This window comes from Mycobacterium sp. IDUB_37 (assembly GCF_055419245.1).
In genome coordinates, this window is sequence record NZ_JBVAXG010000008.1 from 116542 (window position 1) to 139906 (window position 23365).

Annotated in this window: 15 protein-coding genes and 2 pseudogenes; 4 read left to right on the plus strand and 13 right to left on the minus strand. The window is 61.7% G+C overall.

From position 1 onward, the window contains the following. Window positions 1-117: 117 nt before the first annotated feature. Window positions 118-356 (plus strand): annotated as a pseudogene (locus tag ACZY1I_RS24080) (IS21 family transposase); the annotation flags it as partial. Window positions 357-1463: 1107 nt separating this feature from the next. Here the strand turns inward: ACZY1I_RS24080 and ACZY1I_RS24085 are convergent. Both ACZY1I_RS24085 and ACZY1I_RS24090 read right to left on the minus strand, forming a co-directional pair. After that, window positions 1464-2981: an SIR2 family protein gene (locus ACZY1I_RS24085; protein WP_463758227.1), complete on the minus strand. Its 1518-nt coding sequence runs from the start codon at window positions 2979-2981 to the stop codon at window positions 1464-1466. 573 nt (window positions 2982-3554) lie between these two features. After that, on the minus strand, window positions 3555-4115 hold the full coding sequence (locus ACZY1I_RS24090; RefSeq protein ID WP_463758230.1) for a recombinase family protein: 561 nt from the start codon (window positions 4113-4115) through the stop codon (window positions 3555-3557). A gap of 258 nt (window positions 4116-4373) precedes the next feature. Here ACZY1I_RS24090 and ACZY1I_RS24095 point away from each other — a divergent pair, with 258 nt between their 5' ends. Together ACZY1I_RS24095 and ACZY1I_RS24100 are read left to right on the plus strand one after the other, a co-directional pair. Then, a complete protein-coding gene (locus ACZY1I_RS24095) occupies window positions 4374-6587 on the plus strand; it encodes an AAA family ATPase (RefSeq protein WP_463758232.1) in 2214 nt (737 codons plus the stop codon). A gap of 2 nt (window positions 6588-6589) precedes the next feature. Further along, window positions 6590-7684 (plus strand): 5-methylcytosine restriction system specificity protein McrC, encoded by a 1095-nt coding sequence (locus ACZY1I_RS24100; RefSeq protein WP_463758235.1) that lies wholly within the window; start codon window positions 6590-6592, stop codon window positions 7682-7684. 18 nt (window positions 7685-7702) lie between these two features. Here the strand turns inward: ACZY1I_RS24100 and ACZY1I_RS24105 are convergent, their stop codons facing one another. The 9 genes and pseudogenes from ACZY1I_RS24105 to ACZY1I_RS24145 form a co-directional block, all read right to left on the minus strand. Next, window positions 7703-8092: a hypothetical protein gene (locus ACZY1I_RS24105; protein ID WP_463758238.1), complete on the minus strand. Its 390-nt coding sequence runs from the start codon at window positions 8090-8092 to the stop codon at window positions 7703-7705. A gap of 239 nt (window positions 8093-8331) precedes the next feature. Next, window positions 8332-8874 (minus strand): annotated as a pseudogene (locus ACZY1I_RS24110) (recombinase family protein); the annotation flags it as partial. Window positions 8875-9161: 287 nt separating this feature from the next. Beyond that, complete coding sequence (locus ACZY1I_RS24115) at window positions 9162-9905, minus strand: DUF4268 domain-containing protein (RefSeq protein WP_463758241.1); 744 nt, start codon at window positions 9903-9905, stop codon at window positions 9162-9164. A gap of 167 nt (window positions 9906-10072) precedes the next feature. Continuing rightward, the gene (locus ACZY1I_RS24120; protein ID WP_463758243.1) at window positions 10073-10750 is read right to left on the minus strand and encodes a hypothetical protein; all 678 of its coding nucleotides are present in this window, start codon (window positions 10748-10750) and stop codon (window positions 10073-10075) included. 27 nt (window positions 10751-10777) lie between these two features. Next, window positions 10778-11995: an McrC family protein gene (locus ACZY1I_RS24125; protein ID WP_463758245.1), complete on the minus strand. Its 1218-nt coding sequence runs from the start codon at window positions 11993-11995 to the stop codon at window positions 10778-10780. Continuing rightward, complete coding sequence (locus ACZY1I_RS24130; RefSeq protein ID WP_463758247.1) at window positions 11961-14231, minus strand: McrB family protein; 2271 nt, start codon at window positions 14229-14231, stop codon at window positions 11961-11963. Before ACZY1I_RS24130 ends, ACZY1I_RS24125 begins: the two co-directional genes overlap by 35 nt. A gap of 194 nt (window positions 14232-14425) precedes the next feature. Continuing rightward, on the minus strand, window positions 14426-15091 hold the full coding sequence (locus ACZY1I_RS24135; protein WP_463758249.1) for a hypothetical protein: 666 nt from the start codon (window positions 15089-15091) through the stop codon (window positions 14426-14428). 277 nt (window positions 15092-15368) lie between these two features. Next, a complete protein-coding gene (locus tag ACZY1I_RS24140; protein WP_463758252.1) occupies window positions 15369-16808 on the minus strand; it encodes an ADP-ribosylglycohydrolase family protein in 1440 nt (479 codons plus the stop codon). Window positions 16809-16910: 102 nt separating this feature from the next. Continuing rightward, complete coding sequence (locus tag ACZY1I_RS24145; RefSeq protein WP_463758255.1) at window positions 16911-17849, minus strand: ARPP-1 family domain-containing protein; 939 nt, start codon at window positions 17847-17849, stop codon at window positions 16911-16913. A 345-nt stretch (window positions 17850-18194) separates the two neighbouring features. Between ACZY1I_RS24145 and ACZY1I_RS24150 the strand changes: the two genes are divergently transcribed. Continuing rightward, window positions 18195-20078: a serine/threonine-protein kinase gene (locus ACZY1I_RS24150; RefSeq protein WP_463758257.1), complete on the plus strand. Its 1884-nt coding sequence runs from the start codon at window positions 18195-18197 to the stop codon at window positions 20076-20078. A gap of 256 nt (window positions 20079-20334) precedes the next feature. Here the strand turns inward: ACZY1I_RS24150 and ACZY1I_RS24155 are convergent, their stop codons facing one another. Next, window positions 20335-21468 carry a BTAD domain-containing putative transcriptional regulator gene (locus tag ACZY1I_RS24155; RefSeq protein ID WP_463758261.1) on the minus strand — a complete coding sequence of 378 codons (1134 nt, stop codon included), beginning with the start codon at window positions 21466-21468 and terminating at the stop codon, window positions 20335-20337. 430 nt (window positions 21469-21898) lie between these two features. Beyond that, on the minus strand, window positions 21899-22771 hold the full coding sequence (locus ACZY1I_RS24160) for a hypothetical protein (protein WP_463758264.1): 873 nt from the start codon (window positions 22769-22771) through the stop codon (window positions 21899-21901). Between the last annotated feature and the right edge of the window lie 594 nt (window positions 22772-23365).

Here is a 23365-nt window from a genome sequence, read left to right on the forward strand (position 1 = left end):
CGAGTGACTTTGGTCGGTCTCTCGAAGAATCACGCGATGACCTTCAATCATTCGGCTACGACACGCCGGTACCGCTGATCAGGTCCGACTCGTACACCACCCTGCTGGACGCAACCCAAATCCCAATGGCGACTGGGCAATACACGGGTTCATCGGCCGTGGACCACCGAGCCCGGACTGTGGTTGCAGTACGACTTCGCTGACGGTCCGATGGTGGCCGGCCGCCGGGTCGTGCTGTTGGTGGCGTGGTCGGCGTGGAGCCGATACCGGGTGGTGATGCGTTGCGGGACCGCACCGCACCCAGTTTCTTCGCCGGGCTGGACGGGATCTTCCGCATCCTCGGCGGTGCCCCGACCTAGCTGCTCACCGAAAATGTTCCGCGGAACATTTTCGGTGCGGATCCGGCCCGGCACACCACCGAAGTACTCGAAGGCCAGCACGTGGCTCTCCAGGAACGCTTCCTGTGCCTGGGTGGCGAATGCAACGTGAAAGGCTTTGCCCAAGTGCGACAGTCGCATCACGAACATCCAGCACTTCACAACCAGCCCGGCGATCGTGGCGTAGAACTCGCCGAAGTCGACCTCTGCCTCAGGCCCAGCCAGATGTGTCTGCGGGATCGACACCTCGCGAGTCACCAGCCCCAACTCCACCCGACGACGCGCGACGTAACGCGAGACCGTCACCTCCGAGCACGTGGCCTGGTGCTCGGCGACCAAACGCTCCCAGATCCGCCGGGCGGTATGGCGTTGCTTGCGCGGACCCTTCGCGTCGGCGATGAGCCAGGCGTCGATCACCGTCACGCACTCATCGATCGCCGGGCGGGGACGCACCGGGTACACCTTCCGCGGCGGCGGGACCGCGTCATCGAGTGCCTGGCGCACCGTCCGACGGTGCACGCCATGACGTCCGATAACTCACGGCTCGACACGTCATCGATGCGCCGATCCCACCTGATCTTCTCGAACAGTTCCACCCGTGACTGCATCCTGACCGACCTCCCCTGACGACCGACGCGGACGACGGGCGACAGGAACGATCTGAACGCAGGGTGGGGCCAACATTGGTGACGACACACCGCACCCACCCAGCCGGAAGGATCACCAACCCTACGGGGCCAGAATTCGTGAAGAACACCGGCAAAAGTGGGGCCAAGTCAGGTGACCATACTCACGTAGTCGCAGGATCCCCCGGGTGGCACGTAATCGGTGGATCGCGTGGACCGCCGAGAGTTCGGCGACGATGGCCACCGCACGGAGGCCGATCTATTCGGCTTGAGTGTGACACCAACTCGCGGTGTGCAGGGTGTGGGCAATCTTGTGTGGCGGATAGTGCTCGAAATTCGTCGAACGCCCCGAGAGGTGCAGCACGTGTTCAAGTGAACTTAGGGGCAGTCCCGTGACAATAGCGAGTGTTTCGGAAGAGAACGTCGATTCTGCCGGCAGCGGCCATTTAGCACGGCGTCGCTACTTCAGGAGAGCTTCGTCAACTCCCAAGTCGCGCAGGCAGGCTTCGACACGCTTCCAGCCCGCACTGGACTTCGCGTCGACACTTGCCGTCTTGCAAAGGTCGCTGAGCAGCTCACGAAGTGCTGCATCGCGTTTGGGGAGTCCACTCATGTAGCGGGCGTCTAGTAAGTACTCGCCCGCAAGGTCACCTCGCGAGGCGGCGGCCCACACCAGTCTGTCAAGGAAGATCTCCAATAACCTAGCGCCCTTACTCGCAGACTGAGCATCCATCGTCAACATATGCAGATCGTTGAATCCGGCACGATCACATGCATCCGGGGTCAAAGCAAGAGCTGTGCCTGGCTTGGATGGATCTTTATCCTCGGCCGTAGCCCGCACCTCTGACACGGCATGCGCCAATCGTAGGAAGTTTTCATCGGTCAGACTGAACCCGACAAAGAACAAATGACTCGTAAGCAGGAGACTCTGGACGACTCCCTCGATCGCCTGCCTCTGGTTCGGATACCGGCACAGGTCGATGTCAGTGAGAACAATCGACTCCGGCTGGCGGATATCGCCATTGAGCTTTAGCAACCAGGGCGAATGGCCCCTCGCCAGTTGACGCGTGAGCACACGAAAATCCTTGGAGGCAGGCGTTTCCAGAGCCGCCTCCATGCAACGGTCGAAGTTGGTAGTTACCATGCGCTTCGCACCAAGCGTTGCCAGCAGCGCATGCGCGACCCCGTGCTTGCGCGACTTCAGTCGACGACGAATCGCCTTGTGGTAGCGGTCCCCTAAAGCAGCTACGATCGGCCTCGCAGCCTTGAAGGGGTCCTGGTTCCGAGACGGGCGTGGTTCGCCTCCATCGTCTGCAAGCTGGTCCAGCAGATCCCACCAGTCAGGCAGTCCGACCGGCCGCGACACTCCGGCTCCGAGAAATAGCGACAACTGGCCCGAGGCCGCGAGCTTCCCTAAGCGATCCGCGTGTTTGCGAAGATCGTCGGACAGTTCAGGCCAATCCCGCTTCTTTCTGCGCTCTTGCACGGCGGCGAAGTCTCGGCGATCACGAAGCATGAGCGCCACGTCGGCATTCACCGGCTCTGAGCGATACCGACTCAGCAGTCTTTTGATGACCTCCGCCCGCTGCATCCCCAACCCGCCGTGGCCGACACCGGCGAGCGGTATGCCAATCAGGGGCGCCGCGCGGCCGTCACGCGGAGTGAGGATGCCAGCCACATATCCCAATGCCCTCCAAACCCGTTCGGCAACTTTGCCAGGCGTTGCCGCGTCATCCATATCCACGGCGACGAAAGCCCACACCTGGCGGTTACCGTGGCTTGGCTGGCCTATGACGCCAGCTTCGTTCGGCTGACCATCAAGTACGAGCCAATCTGGGTGGTCCTTTGATCGCGGCAAACCCCTCGGCAGAACCGCCTTCCACCCGCGGCCCACGTTTCCAGCCGAATCGCAAGGAATAAGCAGACCATCGCAAGCGAGTTTCGCCAGGTCGCCATGCGCAACAAATAAGTGTCCCACCGATCCGACTCTAACCACGGCCTATCAGGTACGGGCTGAAATGCCGACTGAGCGGATGCCGTGATCCAATCTCACTATTCGTCGTCAACCACTCCGCAGAGCACTCCTCAGCATCCTGCTAGCGTCACCGGACCATCAAACGTTCCGACGATGAGTAGAACCCGCCCCGTCGCGACTGGCCTGGTTTTCAACCGTCGTCAACAGGCCGAGCAACTTCGGTCGCGAAGAAGCCGACCTTGCCTACCGCCTGTCAGTCACGGCGCGAAATAAGTCGCAAAAACGACGAGTTCTCGCGAAGGATGGGCCGCGCACGAAATTAGCCGCAGGTCCATCGGCGCTACACGTGCCACCGTTCGTAGACTCGCTATTTTGCTGCTCTTGGCTATTCACCAGCCCGTTGCGCACCAGAACGCCGTGGGTCGTGGATCGAGACGGTGCCTGTTTGCCGGTTTCGAGCTTCAGTTCGTGAGCGATTCGTCGGGCACCTCACCGGCGATGATGGCGGCGCATTTCGCAGACCAACGCTTCGACCTCCGGGGCGATCCGGCCGGGGCTGGAATGCGGGCGGCGAATTTAGGCGACGTCCTTCGCGAAATATCGATATACGGTGGCGCGGGAAACTCCCAACATCTTGGCGATGTCTGCCGCGTCGATACCCTTCGCGCGCAAGCTACGCGCCTTCGCGGCATCGGCGTCGTCAACCTTGCGCGGCCGTCCGCCTTTGCGACCATTGGCAGCAGCAGCGGCAAGCCCAGCGCGGGTGCGCTCGATCATGGTGTCACGTTCGAGTTGGGCGAAGGCGGCCATGATAGTGAGCATGGCGGTACCCATAGGCCCCTCGGTGTGCAAGCCCTCGGTGAGGCTGCGGAATCCGACCTGTCGGGACGTCAGCTCATCCACGACGGCGAGAACGTGTTGGGTGTTGCGCCCCAAACGGTCGAGCTTCCAGACCGTGAGCACGTCATATTCGCGGAGATGATCCAGGCAGGCAGCCAGTTGTGGGCGCTTGGCCTTCGAGCCACTCACTCCTTGGTCGGTGAAAATCCGGACAGCACCGGCGTTGCGCAGGGCATCGTGCTGAAGCTGCGGGTTCTGATCCGTCGTGCTGACCCGTGCGTACCCGACGATCGCCAACCTTGCCCCTGTCTCAGTATCCCGTAAACGTCCTGGTTTTGAGATTATGGGTAATGAGACGGGTTTTCAAGACATCAAATCGGCCGGTTGGGCCTGGCCGCCACGGGGCGACAATGGTGTTGTCCAAGTCGCATCAACCCATCGAATTTGAGACCTCAACTTGAGTGCCCGTAAGCACGGGATGATCGGATTTGAGGCGACCTTGTCGCATTTTGCTGAGAGCATGGGGACGATGTTTGAATCCGGAGGATGTGACCGATGAGCACCGGCCCGACCGATCACACGATGTGGGGCATCCACAACGACCAGGCCGACATCAACCCCGTTGCTGACGGCGCCGTCCGCATTGGCTGGGACGACACTGGCGATCTCTCGCAGCTGTCAGCTTCGCGAGACGCGTTCAAGCAGCGCCTCGCCGAGACCATGCCTGCGGTCGAGCAGAAGTCGATCGCCGGCTCGGCCGGCACGCTGTACCGCTTCGTCCACGAGATCAAGGTCGGCGACGTCATCGTCTCCCCAAACCGCAACAAGCGCACGCTCAACGTCGGCAGGGTCAACGGCCCTTACCAGTTCCGGCCGGAAGCTGACATCCACCGCCACTGGCGACCTGTCGAGTGGCTGGCCGTCGACGTGCCTCGTGACGAACTCTCCGAGGCGGCACAGAACGAGATCAGCTCTCTGATCACCTTGTTCAAGATCAGCACCGGCCGCGAAGAGGTCGAGCAGATCATCGCCAAGCCGACAACGATGACAGCCGACTTCACCTGGACGACCTTCTATCCCGAACTGGCCGACCGGATCCTCGACTACGCCAAAGACCGCGAAGCCCTGCTCCAGAAGGTCTGGTCAGTCGCCGAGGCCTCGGGCTTCCCGCACCTGTTCAAGTACCTCAAGGGCGACCACCGCCTCGACGGCAGCTATGGCCCACTGCGTGACGTCGACCCCTTTACTGTGCTCGCCAGCTTCAACCGAGGCATCAAGCAAGACGCCCGCGCCGCGATCGCCGAAGCGTTCGCCGGCGAGTTCGGAGTCACCGCGCCGGTGCCGACCCAGTTCTCGGGCGTCCCGGTCGCGAACAACCTCAAGTCGTGGTTCATCCGCTGGGAGATCGACCGCGGACCACACGACATCGACACCCTGTGGCGGCTGGCTGCCGCCGCGGTCGCTTATGCGAGGAACGCCGACGAGAACACCCGAGAAGACCTGGTCAGCGCCTTCGACGAATGTCCGATGAGCCACACCCGGCTGCTGACGATGGGCCTGTACTGGATCCGGCCCACCACCTTCGCCGCCTACGACAACGTCAACGTCACCTTTATCAAGAAGGACCTGCCCGACGTAGCCACCAAGCTCGCACTCGGCGCGAAGATCACCGGCGAGCAGTTCCTCGCCAACACCGAAACACTCCAAAGCTGGCTGGCCTCATCCTCCACGCCGTACAACAAGATTTGCGAACTCTCCTACGCCGCCTGGGTCGACGCCCTGGGCACTCACGGCACGCACGATCACACTGCGGGGCAACCGCTCACCGATGCGCCCCTTGCTGAGGTCGCCGAGATCGCCGAGGAGCCGGACGATCCATACGACGTCACCTCGATCCGCGAGCATGGCTGCTTCCTCGCCGAGGACGAGCTCCAGCTGATGCTCGAACGACTCCGATCGAAAAAGAACCTGGTCCTCCAGGGCCCTCCCGGCACCGGCAAGACCTGGCTCGCCCGCCGACTCGGCTGGGCGCTGTGCAACGAACGCGACACCAGACGCGTCCAGATCCTCCAGTTCCACCCCTCACTCGCCTACGAGGACTTCGTTCGCGGATGGCGCCCTTCGACCAGCAGCACCGGTGGTGCGCTGACCCTCGAGGACGGGCCCTTCCTCCAAGCGTGCCAGCAGGCAACCGACGACCCCGCCCGCAACTACGTGCTAGTCATCGAAGAGATCAACCGCGGAAACCCCGCCCAAGTCCTCGGCGAGCTCTTAACCCTCATCGAGGCCGACAAGCGGAACCCGAGCTCGGCCATGCGGCTTGCGTACCCGCGCACACCCGATGAGCGGTTCCACGTGCCATCCAACCTGCACCTCATCGGAACCATGAACGTCGCAGACCGCTCGCTGGCGATCGTCGACATGGCGCTGCGCCGCCGGTTCGCGTTCATCGAGCTCCGACCCCGGCTAGGAGGGGATTGGGTCGAGTACGTCGGCCAATTCGGCTACGACCCCAAGCTGTTGGAGATCTACGGCCAGCGCGTCCATGCCCTCAACGAGCAGATCAGCAACGACAGCGCGCTGGGGCGCCAGTACTGCGTCGGCCACTCCTACTTCACCCCTACTGTCGAGCTCGACACCACCGGCTTGGACACCAAGCAATGGTGGGAACGCGTCATCGACACCGACGTCCGACCCTTGCTCGAGGAGTATTGGTTCGACCGTCCCGACCTCGCCGACGAGGCCTGCAAGAAGCTCCTCGGCGCCTGAGTATGCAGATCCCGGTCCGCAACCTGTGGCTTCTGCAGTTCTTCGCCTCCGATTTTTTCCGCACCGAGGGCTATGGACCGGTCACGGCTGAGGACGCACCCGAAGAGCTGCCGAACCTGGTGGCGCGGATGCTGGCCGACGAGGTCGCACAGCGGCTCCATCATGGTCTGTCCGTCGGGTTCCGCTCCGTGGCCCGTAACGAGCGGCGGGTGCGTGGGCGGATCAACCAGCTCGCGACCGAACGTCACCAGCTGCTCAGCCGCGGCCAGGTCAACTGCACTTTCGACGAGATCGTCACCGACATCCCCTCCAACCGGCTCGTCCGAGCGGCGCTCGAACGAGCAGCCGTCCTCCTACCCAGGGAGCCGCGGCACCGCTCTCTCGCACGTCAGTTAGAGACCGCTGGTGTGCGGGGTCCGTGTCCCCGACTGGCGGAGGTGCCCCACCTGCGACAGCAGCGCCTGCTCCAAGGCGACCGGACAATGCTGGCCACCGCTGAGCTGTTGCTTACTTTCGCCATCCCGACCACGGACGAGGGCGATCGTCGCCTGCCGCTGCCAGCGGACGACGTCCACTACCTGCGCAAGCTCTTCGAGCATGCCTCCTACGGGATCTACCGGCACCACCTGACGCGCAAGGGATGGAAGGTGAAGCACGGCTCCACTCAGCAGTGGGACATCTCCGACGCGTCAGCCGGTATGGACGCAGTGCTACCCCACATGGAGCTCGACATCGTCCTCGAACATCCCAACCCTGACGGCCAAGGATCGCGCCGGATCGTCATCGACACCAAGTTCACCTCCGTCACGGAGGCCGGTTATTACCGCGCAACGACGCTGAAAAGCGAATACGTCTACCAGATCTACGCCTACCTGATGTCCCAGGCGGCGACCGAGGGCGAGAACCCGTCAGAGGGGCTGATGTTACATCCCGTGATCGACCGCCGCTTCGATGAGGAGGTCGTCATCCAGGGACGGCGCATCCGGTTCGCCACCGTCGACCTCACCGCGGCGGGGTCGAAGATCGTAAACGACTTCCTGGCAGCGGTGTCGCCAAGAACCGCAGCCAGCGCAGCGCCTAGGACGTCACCTACTTGACCGGATTTGGCACTACGTTCAGAAGCCGAAGCAGTTTTGGCACGTCTCAATCTTTGAGCCCAACTCGCGGATCGCCCACTCATCAAGCTCGGCCCGTCGATCCCCACATACCTTCACATAATCCCGGGTGACATAGGGCGTCATGGGGTCGCTGATCGAGTCGCAATCAGCACAGTGCAATTTCGCCTTCTTCGGGTTGAGGCCGCGGAGGATGTTGATCACGTAGCCACGACGGTGTCCGTCGAGCCACCTCTGATACTCACCCTCGTCGTGGTCGAACACTGTCACGGCCACGGCCTGACGAACAGCGGTCGACTTTGAGCATTCGTCGCACACTCCGGCGGCATTCGGTTCGGTGCCATGCAACGGGCAGCTTCGCCTGTATTCGTCCACACCTCCTTCGGTCATCGGTCGGCCACCTCGCGGTCGAGCTTGGTGAACGCGACTGAGCCCTTGTACCCGGGGTAGAGGCCGGGCTCGCTGTGCGCGGCGGCCAAGTCGCGCATCCGAAGGGCCACCGACGTGGGCACCCGTTGTAGTTCCTTCGCTAACGCGATGAGCTCGGGATGACCGGAACCCAGCAGGCGACGGTGGCGACGGTAGAGGTCGTCCACCGCGATGACGTGCTCTTCGGTCCATGGATTGGTGTTGTAGATAGTCGCTCGGCTGACGCCGTACTCCTGAGCTAGCGCCGTTGCCGACTCCCCGACGGCGAGACGGCCCTTGACGTCCGCGGTCTGCGCAGGGGACAGCGAGGGCTTGCGGCCCTTGTAGACACCCTTTGTCTTTGCGATGGCGATGCCCTCACGCTGTCGATCGAGGAGGAGGATGCGCTCGAACTCGGCGACTGCGCCAATAACGGAGAGCATCAGCGTCGCGCACGCGTCGCTGGTGTCGCCGAAAGTCAGGCCCTCCTTCACAAACCGGACGCGCACCCCTCTGGCAGTCAAGTCATCGACGGTACGGCGGAGGTCGACAAGTGATCGAGCCAGCCGGTCCATGCTGTGCACCACCAGCTCGTCGCCATTGCGGACATGCTTAAGCATTGCCTGCAACTGAGGTCGTTGGGTGTCTTTTCCGCTGGCATGGTCGGTGAACATCTCGTCCAGTGCGATCCCATCCAACTGGCGGTCGGTGTTTTGTTCGAGGGTGCTCACCCGTACGTAGCCGACGACCTGACCATTACCCACTCAGAACCCCCAACCGCGCAATTAGCATCTGAAACGAGGATAGATGCTGTCTATAAATACCGAAACCATCCTAATTAGACAACGGATGCCAACCTGGAAGCCGTCCGTTTTGCCTAGGGTCTAGATCGACATCATCCACTTTGGCTCAGACGTGCTTGAAAGGGTTTGCTGCCGCTCAGCACCCTGCTGGGTACGGCGCTGCGTTCGGCGAGCTTGCCAGGAATCGACCTTCAAGATTGCGGATATATGAGACGTAGATCTTGTTTCTGTCCCCTTCGGTGAAAGGGCTACCACAGTTCCGCAGCTCCGACCGCCCGGAGTGCTTCCTTGAAGCGGAGGTGCTGCTGTATCAGCCAATCCATCATCGCCGGCCATTGCTCGCGCTCATCGATGCTCTTGAAGGACGATTCGATACACACGCGTGTGTCATTTTTCCCTGCTATTTCATCCCATAGCAGGCCATGCCCCAGGGTCCGCTCTAGCTCTTCTTGCTTGCCGCGCAGAGACGTGAAGCGGGCCAGGTTGACCGCAGGATTTGGGTGTACGAAGGCCAGTTCGAGTCGCAGGGGGCCGGGTTTGAATGCCGAGACGAAGAGGGTCCTGGCAATAGGTCCAGGAAGAGTTGCGTTCGGCGCGGTTCGTGATGTCCCCGCTTTAGCCTTCCAATCCGGGTGCTCGGCTGCCACTCGGTTGCGAAACTGCAGCCAGAATCTGTCATAGAGCTGGGCTGGGTTGTCTGTGGCTCCTGCGGGACGAAGGGTGTCGCCACCTTGCTGGGGCCCCTGTATGTCGCCCGTTAGCCATGCTCGCATGTCGTTGTGCGTGGTGGCGGTGAGCTCTCCGGGAGCCCTCGACTCACCGCCTGAGATTCTCTTCACTGCGCTCTCGATGTCGTCGTTTGCTGCATACCGAGCTTCGATAACGACGGTGCCCTTTTTGAAGGTGTCAGCGTTGTGCGTTGATTCCACCTGCCACCCGAAGCTATCTGCGATGTCTATCGTGTCGAGCCTGGCTGCAGTCCGCTCTGCCATCAGTTAGTACCTCTCCGGTTGCCGCAACGTGAGTGCGCTGACAACTCTGCAATCCGTGGCTGACAGCCCGGACCCAAGACCTGTCCTCCTTCCAAATCCTGATGCCTAAAAAAGGCTCCACCGCAACAAGCCATCATGATTCCTCCGCTTCCAACGCCTGTGCACTGTTATTGATTAACCGCGCGAGAGACCCTGTCGCCGACTTCCCAGAGTTCGTCGGGGTCCAAGCCAGCGATTGGGACCGCCCCCGCCGGTCCGGTCTCGTCCTGGCCCAAGAAGGCTGCAATGTCAGCGAATCCAGGATGTCCGGTGACCTTCCAATTCCCTTTCCAGCAGCCCGCGATCATGAGTTGACCATCCTTTACCGAGAACTTGAATGGGGGGAATCGTCTCCCGAAGGGATAGACGAACAGCGCACCGCTCGGTCGCTTGCCGAAGGTCAGCCGGGCGTGTGATCCCTGCGATCGGAGCTGGGCGTTGGCATCGACCCGCGATAAGAACTTCAGCAGGAATGCGTGATCGCCGGAATCGGTTACAGCGGCGATGAATTCGTTACGCATCCATCCGCCGGGCTCCGTGGTGAAATCTGCCTCCGGGTACCGCACAACCGCGCCTGTGCTGACTGGCCGGCCCGTTAACCATGAGCGCAGGTGCTCAACCTTGGCCTCAGTGTGCCGGTCTAGGCTGTCGCTCCGGCCGTTGTCATCGTGCCTTGATGCACTGTCGATGACGTCGTCTTCGGTGTAGTGGACGTCGATGCGGCGATCACCCTTGATGAATACGTCAACCTCAGGTGTAGATCTGACGTGCCACCCTGAGGAGTCAGCGGTATCGATTGTGTCCAAGCGGGCACTCGTTCCATCTCCCACGGATCAATCCTCCTCATCGTCTATCAATAAGTACGTCATTGCCGGGGCCGTGATTCTCAACGCCAACTCGTCGATTTGCTGCAGCAACACCGCCGGCGGCACCGTTAGGTCCAGCGCATGGCAGTGAATCGTCACTCCGGAACGCTGGACAGCGTGGGTGGCGACCGGTTCGTTGCCTTTGGCATAGACCAGATGTCCGTTGTTAAGCCCGAGAACCGTGCAATAGGCGAGCATTTGGTAGAGATCGGCGTTAGGAAAGCCGTCCGGGCGCTCCGCCTTGTATTTTGCATCAACGACCGCGGTTAGTCCGCTATCGTTGTGCGCCAACAAGTCTGGACGCATGTCGATCTGGTGCAGCTCATCGAGGTGCAATGCGGCCTGAGTCTGACTTCGCCAGCCTTGAGTCTCCATGGATTCCCTCAGCGCGACTGTGACGAAGTCCTCGAAGATCCGCCACATGTCGAACATGTAGCCGGTGGCGGTGACCTTGCCGAAGCGGTGCTCGAAGGATTCGGCTGCCAACACAATTTCGGCAAGCCTTAAAGCCGAGTCGTACCGGGCATTGAGGCGGCTGGGGTGCCACCGTGGGATCGCGCTGCCCCGAGGCGGGGCGGTGACGTCGGCGAGTGCGCGGCGTAGCCGCCGCAGAAGCAGGCGGGCTGGCTCGCTTACCCGCGGCACAGTCAGAAGCCGCAACGTCGCCATCGCCAGCAGCTGGTTCTCGGCGATGTCGACTGTGAAGTCGTCGTATTCGACGGCGATCGGTACTGGAAGTCCATAGAGCCGGTTCATCTGCTCGCCGGCAAGGATCCGCCCACGCAGCACGGGCAACGTGTCGGAGATAGTTTTGTATCCCTGCAGTAGTCCCTGTTCCAGGGCGCGGGTGGCTAGGCGCGCGAATGCCTCGGCGACGCCGGGGAGCAGTTCGTCGGCAGAGCCGAGTCCGATGGGGTCGTCGCGCCAGATGTGGGGATTTTGTGCATAGCCCATCAAGAAGAGCAGCCGGTTGAGGTCTGTGATCTTGGGACGGACGATCAGGTGCCGGTCGCCAATAGCCACTGCCCCCACCTTGCGTGCCGCCGCGACGTCGTAGACGCCGGCGCTGAGAGTGGGTGTGGCCGTGGCGATTCCCAGGTTCCGCACTGCGTGGTACTCGACCGCGGTGAGGGCTACCGGGGTCGCGGATTCACCCTCCGTCAGAATCAGTGGCGTTGTGCTCATCGTCGTTCGCTTCGTTAGCAACCGCTAAATCTTCACCCATTAGGTAGGCGGCTGCGTTGGTAGCCAAGGTCTTGGTCAATGCTTCCAGCCCGTAGCGGGTGCGCACATCGACGTGACGATCACCGTAATGGTGCTCTTCGAGAAGAGGCAGAATATCGGTGCGCCACATCAACTTGAGTTTGGCGCCGGTCGTGTCATTGGCGAGCTTGTCCCGCATGAAGTAGGACGGTCCGATCTTGAAATCGGTATCGCTGATACGGGCGTTAAGTGCGTCATGGAGATCGGCGAGTTCCATAGAGAGGCCATGGGCGGTGAGCCAGCGGCGCAGAATACCATTGGTCGGTTGTTCCGACGGGTGCAGCGGCAGGAAGGCGAATCGGCGCCGGAGCGCGGCATCAACGAGGGCGATCGAGCGGTCGGCTGTATTCATCGTGCCAATGACGAATATGTTCTTTGGCAACGTGAATGGTTCGGCGCTGTCCGAGGAGTACATCAGGTCGATCGCCTGGTCGCGGTACTCCAAGAGGAAGTACAGCTCGCCGAAGATCTTCGGCAGATTGCCCCGGTTGATCTCGTCGATGATGAGGACGTATACCGAGTCGGAGTTGTCGGCTGCCTTATCGACTAGGGATCGCAGCGGACCGGGCTTCAAGGTAAAGCCGACGTGTCCGCTGGCCTCTCCGTGCGGACGGAAGCCCTCGAAGAAGTCCTCGTAGGAGTACGCGGGGTGGAACTGTACAAGTTTGACGTTCGCCTTATCGGTGATGTGACGCGCGAGTTCCTGCGCGATGTAAGTCTTTCCGGTGCCCGGAGGCCCGTAAAAGATGAGTTGGCGGCGGTCGCTCAGTAATTCGATGCACTCTTGGAGCCAGTCGGTTCCGACGTGGAGCCGGTGGGCCAGCTCAGCGGTGGCGTCGGGCAGGTGAACCTCAGTTGGGCCCGGCTTCGGTGGTCGACGTTCGGCCAGGTCGATGAGTGTCTGCAGATGCTGGCTGAGGTCAAGGACTTCGCCCTGAGCGTTGAGGCGGCCAGCCGCATCGTCGGGTAGGTCACCAAGCTGGCAGGAATGTTCGTACCACTTCACTGAGCGGCGAAGATTGGAACGGCCGTCGCTGCTGCTGACGAATGTCGGGCCGCCAGTAATCGTGCCGAAGTGAACGTCGTCTTGGCTGACCGTGGCAACCAGGTCGCCAGGGTGCATACGTGAGAGGAATGCGTGGAACTCGTCGAACTTCTCCTGCCGGGCCGCGTAGCCGGAAGATCGGTAGTCCTCGTCAACGAACGCCTTAAGCTCGTCTCTGGTGGTGTCAGCGTCGACCGGTCGCAGTAGGCTCGCCGCAAGCGAGATCGACTGCTTGCGGCGCCAAACCGGCACCATGTCTTGGCCTCTGACGTTCGATCCGTGCACTCTCCAGGCATGCTTCACTTGGTCGGTGGGACCAGGCTTCGGTGTCGGCGGTTTCTGCCAGCGATCGACCCAGGGTTGCGCGTAGAGATCGACGTGGTCGCCTTGTTGATCGGTGATGGCTTCGTAGATCTGGGACAGGTCGGCGTCCACATCTCCCGGAGGCGCGGGAAGGTAGTCGGCGGCAAACGCGTCACGCATAGCCTTGCGGTGGGCGATGTTGACGACAGGCAGATAGAACTGCGGGAAAGCTAGATAGAGTAGCGATTGCCGTTGCGCGACTTGGCCTGTCGGCACCGCGTTCACTTCCTCGCGGAAGATTAATGGTTCGGCCAGCGCGTCGATCTGTCGCTGTTCTGGAAGGGATTTGAAGTGGCGCACAAGCTGAATGAGCCACACAATCTGCGCCCAGCGGAAGGTGGTGAAGGCTTGACCGCCGTTGAAGACGCCCCCGGCCAGAAGGGCTTCCGCGACATCAGTCGGGACGACAGCTGGCACAGTGCTCATTCTCAGCACTGTTTCGACCTGTTTGATCTTGAGTGTTCCGCCCATGTTGGAGATGGGCAGCACGTTGAGTATCAGCAACTCACCAAATAGCTGCACCCCTTCCGGCGAGGTGTCGGCTAGTTGCTGCTTTAGTTTGCCGAAGAAGCCGCCCTCGCCGGCTTCGGGTCGATCGACGTAGTCACGGGTGAGCTCATCAAGATGCTCGACTGTCCAGACCGCGGCGCCTTGAGTCAGAAGCGAACCGTCTCTTCCGAAGCCGGTTTCAATCAGGTGGCGTCCGACTGCCTCGACTTTTACGGCTGATTCTCGACCGAACGTCTTCATCTAGTCCCCTCCCCGATTGCTCGGATGCTCTCGAAAGAAACGAATCCCGTCGAATCTGATCCTTGAACAAGGTGTGGACGCAGCCTTACACATTGCGCCGACATCTCGGGCCAATTGCGACGCCGATTCGGCCCAGGCAAAGCTCAAGCGTTTTGCGCGCCGAGGGGTGGCGGTTCCCGCACGGGCCAATCGGGTTATCCGCCCTCTGCGCGATTTAGTGCCTCCGCCGAATCGAACATTACTTTGGCGGTCTTGATGACTCCACGGGCCATCATCAAGTTTCCACCAGCCCCAATCACAAAGCCGACGCCGAACGGCGCCACCTTTCCGATGACGAAGATGCCCCGCCTCGTGCCGTATTTCGTGATGAAGTGAGCACCCAGCACCCTATTGATCGATCGGATGGTTGATAGAGGGACCGCATTTGTCACGATCTTTCCGAGGTGGGGCCCTGTGCGACTCGCCGCCTTGCTGAAGAATGTCGAGCCGCCCCCTCCTGCCAAAACCATAAGTACGAGAGCGCGTTGGTGCTCGAAGTCCTCTACCTTGACGCCACGCAACTCTGCGACACTCAGCACGTAGGCCGCCGCAGTCGCGAGGAACCATGATGTATCACTGGCCGCTGCAACGACTCCTACAGCAGTACCAACACCAGGGGCCGCAGCCATCGCTCCTGTCGCAGCACCTGTCGTCGTGACCGCCGAGGTAAAAGCGATGTCTAGCTTTTTCAGCAGTTCAGCATCGGATAGTTCGGGATGCTTGCGACGCAGCGAATCTACGCGCTGCCGCGCAAGTTTGCCCGCCGCCTCGATTGACTTGTCCAGAGTCTGCAGCAATTTGCTCGAGACCGTTTCATCCATGTCGTACTTCCTCGCTGTCTGTCGATTCCATCATGCGGCGCCGCCTCTCGGCGCTGGGTTATCCCGCAAGGTATCCAAGATTGTGACGACGCTGTCGACGTCAGCCTCAGGCAAGACGTCATCGTGTCCGGTCGGCGCAGGATCGATGGATGGGGCTGCGTAAAGTATTAGCCGCCAGTACCTTTCGGCTCGGGCCACCTTCCCGGGCGGCGTGGTCATTCCGGCGGCTTGCACCTGTCGAGCGTCACGCACCGTGCACATCGTCGACTCCCCATGATCAGCCTGAGGTGGCGATTCGGTCGACCGCGTTCCGATTTTCCGCCGATGGGGCGAAGTATGGCAGCACCGACTCGACCTGCACCCACGCCTGCGCGGCCGGAATATTGCAGTGCCGCGCGGCATAGAGCGCTCCGACTGCGGCGGTGCGTGAGCGAGCTTCGGCGCAGTGCACGAACACCTCGTGGCCTTCGGCGCGGAGCTCGGCGACGATGTCCGTGGCGTCGGCCAGGACGAAGTCGAGGTTCGCGTTTTGGCCTGGCTGGTCGATCAGCCGAACCTGAATCGACTCAATGCTTTTCGTGACCTCAGCCGCGCCGACGCGGCACAGCGAGACGACTGCGGTGACTGAGTCGGGAAGCTCGCCGAGGGCGTTTTGCGAGCCGAGCCACACCCCCGGGTCGGCCGGGTGCCGCACCGGTGCGGTGCGGACGAAGTGCGCGCTCGGCACCGTCGCCGCGCTCGGGTATCCGTCGCTGGTCGGCGTGCCGCCGCGCGTGGCCAGGAGTGCGAGCCGACTCAGGTCGTTGATGTCGTAGTCGGGCCACCCGTGTACCTTCCGCTGCCAGGACAGTGGGATACCGGACACGCCGTGCAGTGCGCCGGCGAGGGAGCCGGCGATCGCGGCGACGGTGTCAGTGTCGCCGCCGCCTCGGATCGCACGGGTGATCGCGCTGCGGTAGTCGGTTGCGCCTGCGATGGCGGAGGCCGCGCCGAGGAAAGCCACGACCACCCTGCCGTTGTTCTCCCAGAAGTCGCGCGGGTGCGCACCGGGCGCGGTCGCCTGGTCGATGAGGGCCGACCAGCGGTCGCGGCGGGCGCCGACAGTGACCCAGTCGATACCGGCCCGCAGGTCGAACTCGCCGGTGCGGATCGCGTGCCGGATCGCCAGGCACCACAGCACGACGGCGTCGGCGTTGTCGTCCTCCCAGTGGGTGAGTTGGGCAATACGGCCCGCCGCGTCGGCGAGGTCCGCCTCACGACCGTCCGCCAAATAGCCAAGTGCGACCGGTCCGGTGCGCATGAGTGAGCCGTTGCCGCCGCTGTAGCCGCGCCCCTCGTGGATCGCCTCCGCAACGGCTCGTCCTGCAGCTTCGGTCAGATCGCCGCCCAGGGCGCCGAGCACGGCCCGGGTCTGGTTGCCGACGTCCTTGGCGTCACGCTGCCAGCGCTCCCACACGGCCAGGATGCGGCCGAGGGCTGCGGGGTCGTTCAGGGAAGCGCCGCGGGAGAGTTCCTCCAGGATCGGCATCGCCATCTGGGTGTCGTCGGTCCATTCGCCGACTCCGTGGCCGAACACCGAGCGCCCGAAGGTGGGCTCGAGGGTGTCGGGGTGGGCGGGGCCGAACTCGTATTGCGAGCCGAGGGCGTCGGCGACGGCAGATCCGACAACGGCGCCGACGGCCCGGTCGATGCGGTGGGACTTGAGGGTTTCGTTCATGTGAGTCTCCTTATGGGTCTAGTGGTTTCGGGCGTATGGAATTTCAGGTGGCCGGGGTGGGCCGGAATTGGGAGCGGTGGCGAAGTGTCCGCGGCTGGCGGCTCAGACTCCCGCGAGCAGTGGATGTCCCTGGTTGTAGGCGGCGAGGTGGACGATGCGCCAGAATTCGCCGTCGATCGAGCGTTCCGGTGCGGGCAGTGTTATCCCGCTGAGGTGCGCCGAGCCTTGGGTGGCCGCGAGGGTCAAGAAGCATGACGACTCGTCGTCGACGTTGAGGTGTGCGTGCTCGACCTTGAACGCGAAGTCGCGGGCCCGCTGACCCGGAGTCGCCACCTCCGGAGCGCGCTCGGCGTCGAAGAGGGCTGCCTCGAGGATCCCGTTCCAGCGCTGAGCGAGGGCGTTGGGTGTGGCGAGCAGTTCCATGCCGAGCACTCGGCCGGCGATGCCGATGATCACGCCACGCTGGCCCGCCAGTGGCTTGGCCGGCAGCTGCCGGCGGCCGCATTGAACCCTGCTGCGGGTGACGCGGTCGAGGTGGTCGGCGAACGAGTTGGTCGCCGTTGGTGCGTTCGTTTCGTAGCGGGTGGCGATTCCGTGCCAGACTGCGTGCTGGGGGTCCGCCCCTCTTCGGTAGGCGCGGTCACGGGCTGCCCGCAGTGGGGCGGACACGCGGCGGCCAGCAGCGCGGTGGGCGCGGCCGCCGGATTGCTCCCACCGGCCTTGCTCTACGCACAGCGCAGCAATGTTCGCCGTCTCGTTCGGGGCGAGGATCGTCGAGTTGGCGACCATCCGTGTCTGCCAGCCGCCCTCCAGGAGATCGCCCTCGAGAAGAACGAACGGCTTGGGGCCGAGGTTGATGGCGGTTAACGAATTCACCTGCCCGCCCTCGCGCTGCTCGCCGATATCAAGGGCGTCGAGGTCCCATTCGAGGCCGTCGGCGGCACCGCCGTCGGCCCATACCGGAAAGAGCGTCAGCGCGCCGTACTGGGTACCTTTGCCTACGTGAAGCGAGGGGAGGGTGGGACTTCCGTATTGATTCATTTGAGCTCCTTTGTGATTGCGGTGCCGCCTGGGAGTTGGAAGGAGTCCAGGGCGGCTCGGTTGGTTGACACCGATAGATTCCCGCAGGTGCTTTGAGGAATGTTCAACGAATCTTTGAGGAATCCTTGCGTTTGCCAGTCCGGCCTTGCAGTCAACGTTCATGAGACGCTCCCGACCGGAAGAGATCTCTGCACGATGTTGCGACTGGACACGGCTTTGATCCGCTGCTGCCCGTTTAGGTTTGAGGCCTGCCACGGGCTAGGTCCGGCGAACGACGATCTCCGCCGGGGCTGATTGCGTCGCCGATTGAGCACAGTGGCGGGGGTCGTTGTTAGCATCCGCAATGTGGGGTTGAAAGAGATGCCGGCGGACAAGGGAGTATTTGGGCGATACCGGCTACTCGAACTGATTGGCCAGGGCGGCATGGGCATGGTGTTCAAGGCCAAAGACACCGGTCCGATGGACCGTGTGGTGGCCTTGAAGTTCATCTCGGCTCAATATTCGCAAAATCCAGTATTTCGCGAACGGCTGTTTCGTGAGGCACGCACTGCCGGATGCCTGGGCGAGCCGCATGTAGTGCCTATCCACAGTTGCGGGGAGATCGACGGGCAGCTTTACATCGATATGCGGTTCGTTAAAGGCTCTGATTTGCATACCGTGCTGGCACAACACGGACCCCTGGATCCGACGCGTGCGGTTGCCATTATCCGTCAGATCGCGGCGGCACTCGTTGCCGCCCACGCTGAGAACATCGTCCACCGGGACGTGAAACCCTCGAACATTCTCGTCACCGGGAACGACTTCGCCTACCTGGTCGATTTCGGTATTGCCACCGCAAAAACCGCCGCTGGAGAGACTGCACTGACACGCTCCGAAGGCATCCTCGGCACGTTGAAATACATGGCACCCGAGCGTTTCAATAATGCAGAGGTGGGTCCTGCCGCGGATAGCTATGCGCTTGCTTGTGTGCTCTATGAGTGCCTGACGGGGTCGGCACCATACTCGGGAGATCAGACGGTGCTGGCAGCGGCGCACCTGCACGCACCGATACCGCTGCCCAGCCATCAACACCCGCAAATTCCGGTTAAGTTCGATGAAGTCGTCAAACGCGGCATGGCCAAAGATCCCAGCGATCGCTACACCAGCGCCGAGGATTTGGCTCTCGCGGCGCACCACGCGCTAGCTGAAGCCGACAGAGACCGCGCCGAAATTATCGTGGACAAAAGCCAGGCGGGAACCTTCTCAAGACCATCCGCGGGCTTCACTTCAGCCGGCACAGCGCTCTCACAAGAAGCACTGCAGCGCAAAGCCAGGGCATACGAGGAACTCCGTCGCACCGAGCCCGCCGGCTACGCCCGCACCAGGGCGATGGACGCACTAGTCGGCGAAATTTACACCCTGGCGGCCGCAGCACCGGAAAGTCCGCGCCGATACACAGCTGGGTTCCTACGATCTGCCCGAGCCGGTGACCGCATCGTCGGGCTGTCGCTTGCCCAAGCGGAACCAACCGCCGACGACTTCGGCAATGTCTTAAGGATTTTTAGCACCTCTGCGAGTGCGTTCGAGCAATTCCAAAGCCTGCGTGCACTGCACAACATCGCTCCAGCCGTGTCCGCCGCCCAACGGCGTGAGGCAATCAAAGTTTTAGAAGTCGAGCGAGCCGATCCCCGCGCGGTCGGGCTGATGAATGACCCCGCCATTCCGTCTTGGATCGAGCGCGTACTGCAAGCGCTACGCGCCGAAGGCATATTGAATAAGGAAGCTAGGGCCTACGAAGATATGCGTCGCACCATGCAAGCCGGCGGCGCCCGCACGAGAGCAATGGACACACTAGTCGGCGAGGTGCGCAATTGGGCGGCCGTCGAACCGGCTATTGCGCGCCGATACGCGGCTGGGTTCCTACGATCTGCACGAGCTGGTGACCGCATCGTCGGGCTGGCGCTTGCCCAAGGAGCGCGCAGCACCGACGATTTCGGCGACGTTTTACTGATTTTCAGCACGTCTGCAAGTGCGTTCGAGCAGTTCCACAGCCTGCTCGCACTGGGGAACCTCGCTCGTGAACTGTCCGCCATGCAGCGACGTGAGGCCATTGAGGTGTTAGAGACCGAGAAAGCCGATCCTCGCGCGGTAGGGCTGATGAAAGACCTCGCCATTCCGCCCTTGATCGCGCAAGTCCAGCAGGACATGCGTACGGAAGAGGATGCGACGGCTCTACGTGAGTGGAGTTGACAGAGGACTCCATCGAGCCGGTGCGGTCACCAGCGTGCGAATTAGGTTGAGGCCCCAGATCCGTCGTTTGGCCGGCTTTGGCGTCACGCCATCTCCACTGCTCGTGGGGCGGCTCTGAATGGTGGATCGAACGGCTTGGTTGTCACGAACACGTGGGTCGGCGTGGAGCGCCGTCGCCACATTAGAGATGCCATCGCGAGATGAGACATTCTGCTTGTTTCGACTCATCACCGCGCCGGGGTGGCCGCTCGTCGCTTTAGCGTGGGTGGATTTCGAAGGTGAACTCATGACCAGCGATGCCAATGTAGTCACCATCGGCAAGTGTGGCGCTGATATCGATTCGCTGGCCCTGCACTTCGACGCCGTTGGCCGACCGCAGGTCCACAATCATGAAACTCGTTCCGGTGTCGATGATTGTTGCGTGTTGGCGGCTGACGTCGGCATCGTTTAAGACGATGTCGTTGTCAGAAAGTCGCCCAATATGGGTGGCTGTGGCTTCTAGCGGATAGGCGTGTCCGGCAGTGTCGCGGAGCCGAGCCGCTGCGAGCTGGGTACGAGCCACTGTCGGGCGTCCGGAGTAGGCGAGGGTTTGTGCCGCGGCGGTTCGGGCGGCTCGTTTGATGTCGAAGGGCTCCTGCCGCAGGATCTTTTGATACAGGGCACTGATCGTGGGATTGGGGTCGATGCCTAGGTCGTCTTGCAGTGTAGTTTTCAGTCGGTGATAGGCATTCAGAGCGTCGGATTGGCGTTTTGCAACGTAGTAGGCGGTGATCAGCTGCTCCCACAGCGGTTCTCGATCGGGGTGTTCGTAGGCAAGCTTCTCGAGCTCACCGATAACGGTGTCGGCGCGCCCGCATGCGATTTCGGCTTCCGCTCTTCCAGTTTGAGTTTGTAGCTTTTCGTTTGTCAGCGCAGTGGCGCACGGTTCGACGAAGGCAAAGTTGCGCAAATCATGGAGCACGGGGCCACGCCATTCAGCCAGTGCAGCCGAGAAGTGGCGGCTGGCTTGTTCGAATTGTCCCGCGACGGCAGCGTGCAGTCCCACAGTCCTTTCGTTGTTGAAACGCCCAAGATCGCAGTCGGCCTCAGCCACATTGAGTTGATAGCCCGGAGGGGTTGTGGGCAGCACCCCGTGCGGGTCCAGCCCAGCGTTGCCGAGGCTTCGACGCAGGTTCGAGACATAGGACTGGATGGTTTGCCGTGCTGCCGGTACCGGCGATTGACCCCACACGGCATCAATCAATGACTCGATTGCAACCGGCCGGTTTCGGCTCAGCACGCACTTGGCGAGCACCGCTCGCTGCTTCGGAGCGCCCGGCGGCACAGGCTTGCCGTCCACGCGCATCAGCAACGGCCCCAAGACACCGACTTCAAGACCGGTTCCACCCATCGTCGCTACCAGCCTTCTTACTCATCTGGGGCGTCAAGACCCATTATGACCGCCTTCAGCCAGACTCCGGAACGCGCTCACCGGTAAGGCGACGGCCAGCAAGCACAGATGCCACTCGCTCGCCAGGGCTGTAGGTGCTCATCGTCCAACTACGGCGGGAAATTTGGGGGGAGGTGCTCAAACATCCTTTCAAACGACACTGCAGTTACCCGGAACCGGTGCTGAGGGCGTCTCGCTGATCGTCCGACGAGGCGCTGCACGTCGCCCGCCACCGCACTGCGCCAATTCAATCCACCGCGACCGTCGCACTGCCATGGCGTATCGGGTAGATCACTTGTCGAATCCTTCAAGACGGTCGGCGACCTATCGCCACATTCCTCACGCGAATACGCTGCAGGCGTGTTTTGCCGTACCTCAGCACACGTCGTCCTTAAGACCGAAGATAATAGACCCGAGGGATTGTGAACTCGACCTGTGCGGCTTTTTCAATAATTGCCGGGCCACTACCATCTTCGTAAGTAAAAATGAACGTCATTTCGTTTATTCTTGACCCGTCGGGAGCGCTAGCGGTCTTAACCGGAGTGTTCCGAATCGTTTGAATCCGGTGCCAGGTGCTTGGATCGTGAGTATCGCCGTCAACGCGCAACCACATCGGATGGCCCGCTAAATACGGTTTGTAGAGGTCTTCTGCGGCGCAGTAAGACGGTTCTAACACTGAGCGCGAATCAGGGCAGTCGGGGAAGTTGCGGCAGCAACTCTCTACCTGCTCAGGTGTAGTCGACCAGCGGTCGCTAAAGTGAACCCTGGTGTATTGGTCATCGCAACAAGATTTGCAGCGCGTGTCGGTCGCCTCCCAAGAGTGACTGGTCATCGGCTTGGGCCCTACAGGCTGGAAATATGAAACGTAGGCGTCGTCGACCACCTCTACGCTGAACACCGTCCATATGTCGGTAAGCCTCTCGGGCTTTCCAGTCAGGTGATCATGCTTCTGCGCCGTACCAGCGAAAATGCCGCTGGATTGCTCGTCTCGTCCCGGCATTGAAGTACCGTCTGCAGATTCGGGATCGATTGTCCCCAATTCAATAACGGCGTCCCAACGCACGATCAAAAGATGTCGCTCAGGCATCCACTCGGCAACCGCGTTGGGACGATCTAATGCTGAAGCCAGTTCGTGGACGTCATGGTTCCATGCGACAAATGAATCGCCGCCCCGCCGAAGGTCAATTAGGCCGTCGCCGCGCGCGACCGCGTTCACCCTGTGCCGCTCCCCAGCTGTGGAATTGGCCGCGTAGAAATCACTCATCGAGGTCCTGTGACCAGGCAACCCGACGCGACATCTAACACCCTCGTATTCGTCGCTAATGCAAGGCGCGGGCAAGAAATGCTCCCCATCTACGCAGGTGACATAGCCATCGCATCCAACCTGAGCCGGCCGGTTACCCGCCGAGTAATCGACGCTGAGTTGCGTTGGTCCGAACCTATCTTCCAGTGCATCACCCGTACAGGGGTGAACTCGACCGGCCGCATGTTGCCAACGACGAACTCATGAACGTCTCCTCGTCGAGCACCACCTCCCCTCGGATATGGAGTGTCGAGTTGGTGGCCGACCCTTCCTAGAGCAAACACGACACTACCGAAGGCTACTCGGTAAAGCCGACGGAGCCTTCGAGGCTGTGTGTCTTCCTCAGGGTGTAGATCGTTACCGTTAGAGACCGCGCAATTGCCGATGGCGATGGCGATGAGAGGCATGCGACTGGCTGTTTTTCTGGGGCTCGAGTGTTCGCGGAGCGAACTGAGCCGGACGCAGGTGGTGCCGAATCAGGTTGCTAGCTAGACACAACGCTTAGGGTGGTCAGCGGGCGGTGGGAGGAGTCGCGTGAAGTTCAAATGGGTTGCT

What these genes read in the sequence shown, in the direction of transcription:
- ACZY1I_RS24145 (WP_463758255.1), bottom strand. Translation starts at nt 17,849, where the DNA reads ATGAATCAATACGGAAGTCCCACCCTCCCCTCGCTTCACGTAGGCAAA.
- ACZY1I_RS24125 (WP_463758245.1), bottom strand. Translation starts at nt 11,995, where the DNA reads ATGAGCACAACGCCACTGATTCTGACGGAGGGTGAATCCGCGACCCCG.
- ACZY1I_RS24105 (WP_463758238.1), bottom strand. Translation starts at nt 8,092, where the DNA reads ATGACCGAAGGAGGTGTGGACGAATACAGGCGAAGCTGCCCGTTGCAT.
- ACZY1I_RS24155 (WP_463758261.1), bottom strand. Translation starts at nt 21,468, where the DNA reads ATGGGTGGAACCGGTCTTGAAGTCGGTGTCTTGGGGCCGTTGCTGATG.
- ACZY1I_RS24135 (WP_463758249.1), bottom strand. Translation starts at nt 15,091, where the DNA reads ATGGATGAAACGGTCTCGAGCAAATTGCTGCAGACTCTGGACAAGTCA.
- ACZY1I_RS24160 (WP_463758264.1), bottom strand. Translation starts at nt 22,771, where the DNA reads ATGAGTGATTTCTACGCGGCCAATTCCACAGCTGGGGAGCGGCACAGG.
- ACZY1I_RS24140 (WP_463758252.1), bottom strand. Translation starts at nt 16,808, where the DNA reads ATGAACGAAACCCTCAAGTCCCACCGCATCGACCGGGCCGTCGGCGCC.
- ACZY1I_RS24115 (WP_463758241.1), bottom strand. Translation starts at nt 9,905, where the DNA reads ATGGCAGAGCGGACTGCAGCCAGGCTCGACACGATAGACATCGCAGAT.
- ACZY1I_RS24095 (WP_463758232.1), top strand. Translation starts at nt 4,374, where the DNA reads ATGAGCACCGGCCCGACCGATCACACGATGTGGGGCATCCACAACGAC.
- ACZY1I_RS24130 (WP_463758247.1), bottom strand. Translation starts at nt 14,231, where the DNA reads ATGAAGACGTTCGGTCGAGAATCAGCCGTAAAAGTCGAGGCAGTCGGA.
- ACZY1I_RS24100 (WP_463758235.1), top strand. Translation starts at nt 6,590, where the DNA reads ATGCAGATCCCGGTCCGCAACCTGTGGCTTCTGCAGTTCTTCGCCTCC.